This is a genomic window from Nocardia sp. NPDC001965 (assembly GCF_053594175.1).
In genome coordinates, this window is sequence record NZ_JBSFDZ010000024.1 from 45374 (window position 1) to 57189 (window position 11816).

Here is an 11816-nt window from a genome sequence, read left to right on the forward strand (position 1 = left end):
CGGCTGCCGCCGATCAGGTTCGGCGCGAGATGACCATGAGGTATTCGCAGGGGGCGTTGGTCCGGTTGGCGAAGCCGTGGTCGGCGTCGGCCTGGAAGAACAGGGAGTCGCCGGTGTCCAGGATCTCGCTGATCCCGCCGATCGCGACCGTCAGCGTGCCCGCGAGCACCACGAGTTGTTTCTCCGTACCCGGCGGATACGCGGGCAGCAGCCCGGTGGAGACCTGCGCGGGCAGGTAGTGGACGACCATCTCACCGCCTCCCACGCCCGGGGCCGCCGACACCATATGCCGTTCGAAACCGGTTTCCGGGTCGCGGAAAACGGGACGGTCCTTCTTGCGCATGGTGACGGCCACTCCGGACGCGGCCGCGTTCGCCCCGCCGATCAGGTCCGAGAGCGATGCGTCGAGCGCGTGGGCGATCCGGGACGCGACGCCGATCGTCGGGCTCTTCTCACCGCGTTCGACCTTGGACAGCATCGCCCGGCTGACCGACGATCGGGTGGACAGCTGCTCCAGCGTCAGCCCCGCCGCCTCGCGTCGTCGCCGCACATTGCCGCCGAACGCGCCGGCCAGATCGTCACCGTGCGGTGGCTCGGTCCCGGTTCCGTCTAGCTCGATCACCATGCTCCTCGATCGGTGGGTTCCTGACTGTTCACAGTGTATGTTTCTCCTAAAGAAGATCTGATCTTCTATCAGAGACATAGCACGACGGAGGTTCCCATGCGGTTGGTCTCGAGTGGCCGCCACTACGCCACATTCGAATTCGGTGCTCTACAGGTGATCTCGTTACGAGACGGGTACATCGATATGCCACCGACACGGCTCCGCGGCGAGGACGGCTGCGCGCTCGATGCGCTGCCGGCCGCCGTACCGCTGGTCGACGGTAATTTACGGCTGGCGGTCAACGCCTTCTACATCACCGACGGCGCGCGGTCGGTGCTCGTGGACACCGGAGCGTCCGACGCCTGGCACGACCCCACGATGGGATTGATCTACACCGCCCTCGACGAAGCGGGAATCGACCGCGCGCGGATCGGCGATGTGGCCATCACCCACAATCACGAAGACCACGTGAGTGGCCTGATCGCGCCAGGTGGTGCGGCGGCTTTTCCCGGTCTCGAGCGGGTATGGATCGGCGCGGGCGATACCTCGGTGTTCACCGGGCGGCTCGAGCCGATCCGCGACCGGGTCGTACCCGTGTCGGAGAAGGTCGCGATAAACGACTGGCTCACCGCGGTCCCCACGCCGGGCCACACGCCCGGTCACACCGTCTACGACGTCAGCAGCGGCACCGGCCACCTGCTGGTCTGGGGCGATACCGTTCACGTACCCACACTCCAATTCGAGCGGCCGAACGTCTCCTGGGAACTCGACGGCGATCGGCCCCGGGCCCGCGCCGCACGAGCGGACCTCCTCGAACAACTGACCCGGCCAGACCACTTCGTGGCCGGCGCGCACCTCGATTCCCCCGGTATCGCCCGCGTAACCCGGGACGGCGATGGTTACGCGCTGGAGTACCTCGCACCACCGCTCGGTTGATCGAGCCCGCTCCGCGCCCACCCGACGACAGCAGCCGGAACGGCGGCACCTGTGCGAGCGCCGTCGTTCCACTACCGCGAGTTCCGGTTTCAGGCCCGCTCGGGGACTGTGGCCCGCTCGGCGCCGAGGGTGGTGTCGGGTCCGTGTCCGGTGTGCACCACGGTCTGTTCCGGTAGCGCGAACAATCGCTCGTTGATGGAGGCGAGGATGGTCGGGTAGTCCGAATAGGAACGCCCGGTCGCTCCGGGCCCGCCCTCGAACAAGGTATCTCCGCTGAACAACTCGCCGCCGTCGGCGAAATACAGGCAGCACGACCCCGGCGAATGCCCCGGCGTGTGCAGGATCCGCAGTTCCGCGCCGCCGACCCGGAAGGTCTCTCCGTCGGCGAGCGGACGGTACTCGACCCCGGGATGGGTCTGCTGCCAGAGCACATCGTCGTCGGGGTGCAGGAAGATCGGCGCGCCCGTCGCCGCCGACAGGACGGGCGCCACGGTGACGTGATCGTTGTGCGCGTGCGTGCAGACGACGGCGGTCACCCGGCGCCCGGCCACCGCCTCGAGGATCGGCTGGGCGTCGTGCGCGGCATCGATGATCAGCACCTCGCTGTCGTCACCGACGAGCCAGATATTGTTCGCCACATCCCAGCAGCCGCCGTCGAGACAGAACTGCCCCTCGGTGACGATCCGCTCGACTCGCGCGGTCACAGGACCACCACCGAACGCAGGACCTGCCCGCCGTGCATGGTGTGGAAGGCCTGTTCCACCGCATCCAGGCCGATCCGTTCTGTGACGAATTTGTCCAGCGGCAAGCGGCCCTGCCGGTACAGATCGATCAGCGTCGGGAAATCCCGTTCCGGCAGGCAGTCCCCGTACCAGGACGATTTCAGCGACCCGCCCCGGCTGAAGAAATCGATCAGCGGCATCTCCAGCGTCATATCGGGGGTCGGCACCCCGACCAGCACCACGGTGCCGGCCAGGTCGCGCGCGTAGAACGCCTGTTTCCAGGTCTCCGGGCGGCCGACCGCGTCGATCACCACATCGGCACCGAACCCGTCGGTGAGATCCTGGATCGCCGCGACCGCGTCGGTACCGGAAGCGTCGACGGTGTGGGTGGCGCCGAGCTCGCGGGCCCAATCGAGTTTGCGGGCATCGGTGTCCACCGCGATGATGGTGCCCGCGCCCGCCAGCCGGGCACCGGCGATGGCGGCGTCACCGACTCCCCCACAGCCCAGCACGGCCACCGAATCCCCGCGGCCCACATTTCCGGTGTTCACCGCCGCACCCAGGCCCGCCATCACACCACAGCCGAGCAATCCGGCCACTGCCGGATCGGTGTCCGGATCGACCTTGGTGCACTGTCCCTCGTGGACGAGCGTCTTGTCGGCGAAGGCACCGATACCGAGCGCCGGGGTGAGTTCGGTGCCGTCCTCGAGCGTCATCGGCACACTGGCGTTGAAGGTATCGAAGCAGTACCAGGGGCGGCCGCGTCGACACGCGCGGCACTGTCCACAGACCGCGCGCCAGTTCAGGATCACGAAATCGCCCGGCTCGACATGGGTGACCGCCGAACCCACCGTTTCCACCACACCCGCGGCCTCGTGCCCGAGCAAGAAGGGGAACTCGTCGTTGATTCCGCCCTCCCGGTAGGTCAGATCGGTGTGGCAGACCCCGCACGCCTGGATCTTCACCACCACGTCCCGGGGCCCGGGATCGGGGATGACGATCGGGACCAATTCGACCGGGGCACCGGAACTACGGGCGATGACACCTCGAACCTGCTGGGGCACAGCATCTCCTCTCGGGCGGTAATGCGGCAATGCGCGATGCCGCATACGTTATCGGTCCCGAGGACGCCTGTGCAGTGCCCTGTACGCCCGGCGAGGCGCCGGCGACGGCTGTTCGGCAACGAACGAGTGGCCCGGACGCAGTGTGGCGGCGTACCCGCGGGGGCACGCCGCCACACTGTCGGCAAACACTCAGAGAACTCCCCAGGCCTGCAGCAGATAGGTCACGTTGGCGGCGATGGAGGTGACGACATTCGCCAGATTCAGGACCGCGGACCCGGTTTCGATCATTTCATCTCTTCTTTCTCATCCGACCCGACCGGCGCCAAGGTACCGACGATGCCGGAGTCCGGCAAACGGCCGACCGCCGGGAAGACGCTCCCGGGCGGCCCCCGCGCGACCGGCACCGCTCCGTTGATCAGCTGTCCGAAAAAGTGATCGGACACGTGTCCCACTCAGTGCGCAGAATTACGCGCGAAAAGGCACGACCACGCGGATCGAGAGGCTACGAGCGAGAAGCGGAAGCGCGCCGGCTCAGCCGGCGATACCCGCCTCGGGCTCGGGACCGGGCGCGTCGGCCCGCAATTTGAGCAGTGTCAACCCCGCGGTACACGCCAGGATGAGACCGATCACACTGATCACCACATGGAGAGTGCCGATACCGAAGGCCGCGGCACCCAGCCCACCGGCGAAGACCAGCCAGCCCAGCACTCTGCCCACGGTCGCACCCGCACCACCCGATACAGGATCCGCCGCCGGCTCCGGGACCGCCGCCGGGGCGGGCTCCTCCGCCACGTCCGGCAGGTCGGTGGTGGTCTGGTCTCCCATCATCTACTCCTCGATGGCGCCGATCCGTAAATCGTTTCGCGCCTACCACTTCAGTGCACGGCCACCGAGAACTCCGGCGCCTCATGCGTCACTTCGGCAACATACGCTACGACCACAACCCGAAGATTGTTACGCGACACAAGCCCGCGACACGCGGCTGATATCAATTCGATACCTGATACGTACCCGGCCGCCGCCTTTCTACACCTGGTAACCAGGCTGATCCGCCGATGTGGACTAGTTCTCCCGGGCACGCTCAATTAAGGTTGGGCCACTGACATATCACAGGAGCGTCACCGATGGAGAGCAAAACGAAGGTCGCCGGGCCGCTGGCGGCCGCCGGGGCGGTTTCCCTCGGGCTGGTGCTCATCGGCGCGTGCGGGATCGGCCAGGAGGACACCTACGTGCCACCGCCGCCGATCCACGCGGGGCCGCAGGCCGCCGAACCGGCCCAGTACACCGGCCAGCCCTCCAGCAGTATCGCCAAAGTGCTGATCCCGCCGTCACCGAGCTGGCGGATGGCACCCGAACCGCCACCCCGGCGCACGCTTCCACCCGAATACCAGATCTCGGTCACCTCCTCTCCCGGTCCGGGCGCGGAGCCCGGCACCGGCGAGACCACCCGGCCGGTGACTCTGTCGGCCACCGCCGATCCGTCCACCTCGGCCGAACCGAGCTGGACCACCGCGTCGCGGCCGAGCCCGCCGATCGAACCGGCGTACACCGAATCCCCGCTCCCCGCACCGGCTTCGACCACCGTCGCCCCACCTCCGCCGGAGCCGGGGGAGGCGGTGGCCCCGGTGCCTGCCGAGCCCCCGGCGCCCGCCGCGCCGCCACCGGCAGCCGAACCGCCCGCGGTGGCCGACGAGCAGGGTTCACCGGACACCGGACCGGCAGAAATCCCGTCGGCGCAGCCCTCGCCGTCCGAGCTTCCCGCCGCACCCCGCGCGGCCGTACCGACCACCGGGACGACCGCACCGCAACACCCCGAGGGATCGCCGAGCACTACGGTTCCCACCGTCACCCGCCCGCTCACCAACTGACCACCGGTACCGGAAAGCAAGGTGGCCGGCCGATCCTCAGCGCTCGGCGTAGGCAAACGACCGCTGGGCGGCGGCGATCATGGGGCGCAACGCGTTGGTGAATCCCTCTGCTCCTACCGCCGCGATCTCGACGTCCTTACCGGTATGGACGGCATAGCGGCCGTCGTCGGTGATATCCATCCAGCACAGCACGCCGAAGGGCGCCGGCCCCGCGGCCCGGTGCACCGACACCACGATCTGGCCGATACCGTCGCGCGACTGTTTGAGCCGCTTACGGATACGGCTCGCAACGCCGGGCCCGGACACCGGAACGGTGACGCGGTCCCGGACGTCTTCCACGACGTCGGTCCGCGGCGCCCGCAGCCGTCCGCCGGCCCCCGCGGGCGCGGCCGGTAGGGCCGCGATCACGCGCACCGGCAGGGAGCTCGAAGTACCCGCGGTGACCCGCAGTTCCCCGCCGCGATCCGGATCCGCACCCGGGCGCTGGGTGGCGACCACTCCGATCCGCGCGGCCGAGGCGCCGAGCACCCGGACCGCCGGAACGCCGCCCCCGTCCTGGCCGAATGCCGCCACACTCACCTCGGGAGCCGCGAGAACGCGCAGCGCGGCCTCCAGATCGGCGTCGAGGGTGCCGGCGCACCACTGCCGCAGGGCGGGCAATTGCGCGGCGCGTTCGGCGGAATCGCGGGCGGACAAGCGAACTGCCAGTGGATACGGAATGCGATCGCCGACGGTCCGCTCCCATGCCAGCGCGAACTGGTCCGGGGTGAGGATCCAGTTCACTCCTCTTCCGTCCACTCACCCAGAACCGGCGGGGTGGTGGGATCCAGTGCGCCGATCAACTGCCCGGCCGGTTCGCCCGGTTCCAGGTAGGTGAGGTCCTCGTCGGTGAAATGGAGATCGTCGTCGGCCGGGTCGGTCCGCTCGGTCCGCGGTGTCACCGGGGTGCTCGAACGGACGGAATCGGCCGCCATGGCGCCGCCCATCATGCCGCCGATCGCTCCCGCACCCATTCCGGTGACCGTTTCGCCACCCGGCTGACGCTGCTGCTCGTCGCGGGACCGCTCCTGATCGGTACTCGACCCGGCCGGGCGGACCGGTGCGCCGAACAGGGGAACACCCGCCGCCGACGCGACCGTGGTGGTGGTACTCCCCGCCGGTACCGGGGCGGGGGCCGGAACGGCGGCAGGTGCGGGAGCCGGTTGCGCGGTGGCCGCGGCGGCGGTCTCGGCGGGGGCGGCATCCGGGGTCCCGGCCCCGGCGGGAACAATCGCGATCACCGGCCGGGCCGGTTCGTCCGGGTTCGCCGAACCGGGCGGGGGCGGCTCCGGCTGCCCTTCCGGCGTGACCGCGGCCGCGGTCACGGCGAGCGAAGGCCGCTGCCCGGCCACGTCTTCCGGGCCGGAGCCTGCGGGCACCACCGGCACGGTCCCGGCGGGCGCAACGCTGCCCGGCACCGGATCCGGGAGGTCCGGGAACGCCGGTACCTGCGCGCCGGTGGGGATGAAGGCCCCGGTGTAGACGCTGTCCATCACCCGGACCACATCGGCGCGATCGTCGTCGGCTTGCCGCTGTACCGCGATATTGCCGGTGGCGGCATGGGGATCCAGCAGGGCCGCCGCCAGATCCGGCGCGGCGCCGGTGGGCTCGGGGACCGCGGCACGCAGGGTTTCCGCCGCGTCGCCGGCCCGGCCCAGCCGCTGCCCGACCGTCGCCAGCACATCGGCGAGGTGGCGGCCGGCGGCCTCGAAATCGCGGACCGCCGCCGTGGCCAGACCCGCCGCGGAGCCACGCCAGCCGTCGGCGATGGCGCCACGGATCTCGGTGTGCGCCTGCGCCACCGCGTCGGTGAGACCGGTGGCCGCGCCCTGCCAGGCCTGACCTCCGGACTGCAGTACCGACGGGTTCAGCGCGGCCACCCCGGCATGGATCTGCCGATGTGTGAGGTTGTCGAACACTTCCACGGTGGGGGCGTATTCGGGGTCGACACGGTAGTGCACACCGCGGGCCCCGGCGCGGGGTAGTTCACGCACCGGAGGCCTCCGTCGGCTCGGCGGCGGCGCCCAGTGCCGCCGCCACATCGGTATCGGCCTCCCGGTAGGCCGCCGCGGCGGTACGGAAGGTGTGCGCGAGTTGCCGGGCCGCACCGGAGTACCGGCGCAGCGCCGCGATCGCGTCGACCGCCTTGCCCTCGAAGCCGGTGCGCAACGCCGCGCCCGAATCGAACCCCCCGAAACCGGGCAGTGATACCGCCGCGGTGAGAGTTTCGATCTGGGCGTCCACCTGATCGGCGAGTTGTTCGTAGCGCACGGCACACCGCTCCGGCGCACCCTCGGCCACCAGTACCCCGTCGATCCACAGCTGCCCGTCTTCGACGGCCGAATCCAGCGTGGTGATCGTGTTCGGCTGCATCGCGTCCCCCTTCCTGCTCCGCTGTCACACAGCGTATTTCACGATCGCCGCACCGGCCCCGCGACGATCTCCTGCGTCCACTGCACGATATCCGCCGTCACTCGGGTGCGCACGCGTTCGTGCAGCAGATCGTGCCCGGCATCGATGTATTCGCGCAGTTCCACGGCATCGCGCTGCCGCGCCCAGGCACGCACCGGGTCGATCGGCGCCCGCCGGTCGTCCACTCCGTGTACGGCGAGCACCGGTGGCAGCTGCGGCGCGGCGGCCCCGCGTCGATCATCGAGGGCGCGTGCCGGAGTACCGCACAGCACGAGGCCGGCGGGTACGTCCGCCGATACCGCCGCATGCGTCACGACGCCCGGGTCCAGGACGGGCGGGGTGGCGCCGAGGACCGCGAGGGCGGTGACCGCGCCCAGCGAATGCCCCATCAGCACGAGCGGGAGGCCGGGCGCCTGAGCTCGGGCGAGGGCGAACAAACCGGCCGCGCCGGCGACCAGATCGGAGAGCACCGGGTCGGCCGCGGGATCGCCTTCACTGAGGCCCTGCCCGGCCGGATCCAGCGTCCAGACCGAGATTCCGGCCTGGTTCAACTGCCGGGCGAATTCGTGATAGTGCCCGCTGTGCTGGCCGGTGCCGGGCACCAGCACGAGACCCGTCGCGGCGTCCTCGACCGTCCGGTCCCGAAAGTGCAGACGGCCGTTGACGCCCTCGAAGAAACCCATGGCCGGGATTCTGACAAAGAATCCCGGCCATATGGGGTGCTACGTTTCGCGGTCCGTGCTGCCCGGCCCGGGTGGGCCGGGCACGAGTCCGATCCGCCGGTCGGTCAGGCCGGGGCGGGAGCCGGGGCGGGAGCCGGGGCGGGAGCGGGCTCCGGATTCGGCGCAGGCGCAGGTGCGGGGGCCGGAGCGCCGGGTTGCGCGGGCGGCGCGGCGGGCGCGGACTGCGGGGCCGGGGCGGGAGCCGGAACAGCTTCCTCGGGCACCGGGAACATGCCGACCGTGGGGGTCATCACACACAGCGCGCCCGGGTAGTCGATCGTGCCCCACATGGATGCCAGCACGGTCCCCGGACCGCTGTCCACGGTCCGGGAGAGCGACGGGGTGCCGAATTCGGTCCGATCGTCGAGCATGTCGAGACCGCTGCGCCCGTTGTTGATATTGATCCAGGCGACCACCAGACCGGAGGCCTGCGGAATACCGGGGTGCCCGGGAGTGGCGTGGAAGGTCAGAGTGCCGGGCCGGCCGCCGATATTGGCGCTGGGGCCGTTGGCGGTGCCGGCCGCGACGATGGTGGTGATCGGACCGTTGCTACCGCAGCCGAAGGTGGGCGCGGCGTAGACGAAGGGCGTGTAGAGACCGATGGTGCTGATGTGGTTCGCCGCGACGTGGTCGGCGTATCGATCCAGCGCATCCACACCGGCGCGGTTCTCGGGCTGTTCGGCGGTCCGCTCGGTGAGCGCCTGGATCGCCGCTTCCGCCGGGGTGGGCGCGGGCGCGGCCGCCGCCGGGGTGAAGGCGAGCGTTGCGCTGATACCGAGGGCGGCTGCCGTGGCCGCGGTGCGCGCGATGATTGTGTTGTGCACTGCTGACTCCCTACATCCGATCAGGGCGGTGCGTGCCGATATCGGTCGGCAACCCCCCGCCCACCGCAGCAAAGTACCAGGCCGTTCGGGTCGCTGCCCGGTCACGCTCTGCTCTCGTCCGCCGTGATCGGCCGTATGCCCCCACCACATGTGATGCACTCGACACGGCAGGATTGCTGAGGGGTGTAAGTTCTATGCGGGACAATCGAGACATATTTGGAGATGTGTATGAAATTAACTCTGTCTCCCGACGAGGTCGCCTTCCGTGACGAGCTGCGGAAGATCTACACCACCGCGATCCCGGCGCAGATCCGGGAACGCGTGAAATACGGTCACGAGCTGTCCCGCGAGGACGTCGTGACATCGCACCGGGCACTGAACGAGCACGGGCTGGCCGTACCGAACTGGCCGGTGGAATGGGGCGGCAAGGACTGGACCCCGATGCAGCGGCATCTGTGGCAGGACGAGATGCAGCTCGCCAGCGTGCCCGACCCGCTGACCTTCAACGCCACCATGGTCGGCCCGGTCATCGCGCAGTTCGGGTCCGAGGAACTCAAGAAGCGGTTCCTGCCGCCCACCGCCAATCTGGACATCTGGTGGTGCCAGGGCTTCTCCGAACCCGACGCGGGCTCCGATCTGGCCTCGCTGCGCACCACCGCCGTGCGCGACGGGGATTCCTACATCGTCAACGGCCAGAAGATCTGGACCACCCTCGCACAATGGGCGGACTGGATCTTCTGTCTCGTCCGCACCGACCCGAACGCCCCGAAGAAGCAGGCCGGTATCTCGTTCCTGCTGTTCGATGTGAAATCGCCCGGAGTCACCATCCGGCCGATCAAACTGATCGACGGCGGCTACGAGGTCAACGAGGTCTTCTTCGAGAACGTCCGGGTGCCGGCCGATCAGCTGGTCGGCGAAGAGAACATGGGCTGGACCTACGCCAAGTACCTGCTCGGCAACGAACGCACCGGGATCACCGCGGTCGCGCGCACCAAGGTGCGGATCGGGGTGGCCAAGGAATACGCGGCCGCCACCAGGTCCGGCTCCGGAACCCTGCTGGAAGACCCGCTGTTCGCGGCGCGGATCGCGGAACTGGAGAACGAACTGCTCGCGCTCGAACTCACCCAGCTGCGCGTGGTGTCGAACTCCGTCGAGGGCAAACCGAACCCCGCGTCGTCGGTCCTGAAGATGCGCGGTTCCGAACTCCAGCAGGCCGCCACCGAGCTGCTGCTGGATATCGCCGGACCCGACGCGCTGCCGGTGCACACGCCGGATATCGGCTCGCCGGAATGGGCGCAGCGCACCGGCCCGAGCTATCTCAACTACCGCAAGACAACCATCTATGGAGGTTCCAGCGAGGTGCAGCGCACCATCATCGCCTCCTCGATCCTCGGATTGTGAGGTCAGGTAATGGATTTCGATCTCACCGATGAACAGGCCCTACTCCGTGACACGGTGCGTGACCTGCTCAATCGCCACTACAACCCCGAATCCCGGCTCGAGGCCATCGGTACCGACCTCGGCTGGAGCCGCAAGGTATGGAGTCAGCTCGCCGAACTCGGCGTGCTCGGCCTGAGCTTCGCCGAGAAGGACGGCGGGATGGAAGCCGGGCCGGTGGAGACCATGCTGGTGCTCGAGGAACTCGGCCGCCGGCTCGCGCCGGAACCGCTGCTCGACGCGGTCCTGGTCCCGGGTGGACTGATCAGCGCGATCGGCACCCCCGACCAGCGCCAGCGCATCCTGCCCGAGGTCGCCGCGGGGGCGAAACTGCTGGCCTTCGCCCACGGCGAGCCCGGCACCCGCTGGCCCGATCACGCCGTCGCCACCACGGCCACCGCCCAGGGCGAGGGCTACACCCTCACCGGCACCAAGAACCCGGTACCGCACGGTGATTGTGCCGACGACCTGGTGGTCAGCGCGACCCTGCCCGACGGCGGCCTGGGATTGTTCCTGGTCGCCGCCGACGCCACCGGCGTGGACCGCACCTCCTACGCGACGGTCGACGGCCTGCGCGGTGCCCAGGTGGTGCTGGACGGCGCACCGGGCGAACTGATCGGCACCGGCGGCGACGCCACCGACACCGTGAACGAGGTCCTCACCCGGGCCCAGGCCGCGCTGTGCGCGGAATCGGTCGGGGCGATGGAGGAATCGCTACGCCTGACCACCGAGTATCTGAAGACCCGCAAACAATTCGGTGTGACACTGTCGAAGTTCCAGACCCTCACCCAGCGGGCCGCGAACATGTACGTCTCGCTCGAACTGGCCCGCAGCATGAGCTACTACCTCACCGCCTCGCTGGTCGACGCCGGCGATCCGGTGATCGCGTCCCGGGCGCGCCTGCAGGTCAGCCGGTCGGCGCGGCATATCGGCCAGGAAGCGATCCAGATGCACGGCGGTATCGGGGTCACCTCGGAGTACCCGGTGAGTCATTACGTCGCCCGGCTCACCGCGATCGAACGCACCCTCGGAAGCTCGCTGGAGCATCTGCGGGTACTGACCGCGCAGGTCGCGGACTACGCCCAGCCGGAGCTCTAGGCGTACCTCCGCGTTCGCTCCGGCCGTGCGCACCTTGCGTACCTCCGCGTTCGCTCCGGCCGTGCGCGTTATGCGTACCTCCGCGTTCGC

13 protein-coding genes are annotated in these 11816 nt (G+C 69.4%); 4 read left to right on the top strand and 9 right to left on the bottom strand.

What is annotated here, in order from left to right; all coding sequences use genetic code 11:
• Positions 1–13: 13 nt before the first annotated feature.
• Positions 14–625, bottom strand: a complete 612-nt coding sequence (locus tag ACWCPQ_RS26325; RefSeq protein WP_449903538.1) for a helix-turn-helix domain-containing protein — start codon at positions 623–625, stop codon at positions 14–16.
• Between the two features lie 96 nt (positions 626–721).
• Here ACWCPQ_RS26325 and ACWCPQ_RS26330 point away from each other — a divergent pair, with 96 nt between their 5' ends.
• Positions 722–1540, top strand: coding sequence for an MBL fold metallo-hydrolase (locus tag ACWCPQ_RS26330; protein WP_449903541.1), 819 nt, complete (start codon positions 722–724; stop codon positions 1538–1540).
• Positions 1541–1629: 89 nt separating this feature from the next.
• Here the strand turns inward: ACWCPQ_RS26330 and ACWCPQ_RS26335 are convergent, their stop codons facing one another.
• The 3 genes from ACWCPQ_RS26335 to ACWCPQ_RS26345 all read right to left on the bottom strand — a co-directional run bounded on the left by ACWCPQ_RS26335 (position 1630) and on the right by ACWCPQ_RS26345 (position 4154).
• Positions 1630–2244 carry an MBL fold metallo-hydrolase gene (locus ACWCPQ_RS26335; protein ID WP_449903543.1) on the bottom strand — a complete coding sequence of 205 codons (615 nt, stop codon included), beginning with the start codon at positions 2242–2244 and terminating at the stop codon, positions 1630–1632.
• Positions 2241–3326: an S-(hydroxymethyl)mycothiol dehydrogenase gene (locus ACWCPQ_RS26340; protein ID WP_449903545.1), complete on the bottom strand. Its 1086-nt coding sequence runs from the start codon at positions 3324–3326 to the stop codon at positions 2241–2243. The genes ACWCPQ_RS26335 and ACWCPQ_RS26340 overlap by 4 nt, the downstream gene beginning before the upstream one ends.
• Before the next feature lie 531 nt (positions 3327–3857).
• A complete protein-coding gene (locus ACWCPQ_RS26345) occupies positions 3858–4154 on the bottom strand; it encodes a hypothetical protein (protein WP_449903547.1) in 297 nt (98 codons plus the stop codon).
• Between the two features lie 296 nt (positions 4155–4450).
• Here ACWCPQ_RS26345 and ACWCPQ_RS26350 point away from each other — a divergent pair, with 296 nt between their 5' ends.
• Positions 4451–5194 (top strand): hypothetical protein, encoded by a 744-nt coding sequence (locus ACWCPQ_RS26350; protein ID WP_449903549.1) that lies wholly within the window; start codon positions 4451–4453, stop codon positions 5192–5194.
• Positions 5195–5230: 36 nt separating this feature from the next.
• On the opposite strand, the gene ACWCPQ_RS26355 is transcribed toward ACWCPQ_RS26350, so the two are convergent.
• The 5 genes from ACWCPQ_RS26355 to ACWCPQ_RS26375 form a co-directional block, all read right to left on the bottom strand.
• Entirely contained in the window at positions 5231–5977 is a 747-nt protein-coding gene (locus ACWCPQ_RS26355; protein ID WP_449903551.1) for an ESX secretion-associated protein EspG, read from the bottom strand.
• The gene (locus ACWCPQ_RS26360; RefSeq protein WP_449903553.1) at positions 5974–7227 is read right to left on the bottom strand and encodes a WXG100 family type VII secretion target; all 1254 of its coding nucleotides are present in this window, start codon (positions 7225–7227) and stop codon (positions 5974–5976) included. Before ACWCPQ_RS26360 ends, ACWCPQ_RS26355 begins: the two co-directional genes overlap by 4 nt.
• Positions 7220–7606, bottom strand: a complete 387-nt coding sequence (locus ACWCPQ_RS26365) for a hypothetical protein (protein WP_449903555.1) — start codon at positions 7604–7606, stop codon at positions 7220–7222. The genes ACWCPQ_RS26360 and ACWCPQ_RS26365 overlap by 8 nt, the downstream gene beginning before the upstream one ends.
• Before the next feature lie 38 nt (positions 7607–7644).
• The gene (locus ACWCPQ_RS26370; RefSeq protein ID WP_449903557.1) at positions 7645–8328 is read right to left on the bottom strand and encodes an alpha/beta hydrolase; all 684 of its coding nucleotides are present in this window, start codon (positions 8326–8328) and stop codon (positions 7645–7647) included.
• A 104-nt stretch (positions 8329–8432) separates the two neighbouring features.
• A complete protein-coding gene (locus tag ACWCPQ_RS26375) occupies positions 8433–9191 on the bottom strand; it encodes a hypothetical protein (protein WP_449903559.1) in 759 nt (252 codons plus the stop codon).
• A 228-nt stretch (positions 9192–9419) separates the two neighbouring features.
• Here ACWCPQ_RS26375 and ACWCPQ_RS26380 point away from each other — a divergent pair, with 228 nt between their 5' ends.
• Positions 9420–10592: an acyl-CoA dehydrogenase family protein gene (locus ACWCPQ_RS26380; RefSeq protein ID WP_449903561.1), complete on the top strand. Its 1173-nt coding sequence runs from the start codon at positions 9420–9422 to the stop codon at positions 10590–10592.
• A gap of 9 nt (positions 10593–10601) precedes the next feature.
• Positions 10602–11726 carry an acyl-CoA dehydrogenase family protein gene (locus tag ACWCPQ_RS26385; RefSeq protein WP_449903563.1) on the top strand — a complete coding sequence of 375 codons (1125 nt, stop codon included), beginning with the start codon at positions 10602–10604 and terminating at the stop codon, positions 11724–11726.
• Positions 11727–11816 lie beyond the last annotated feature (90 nt).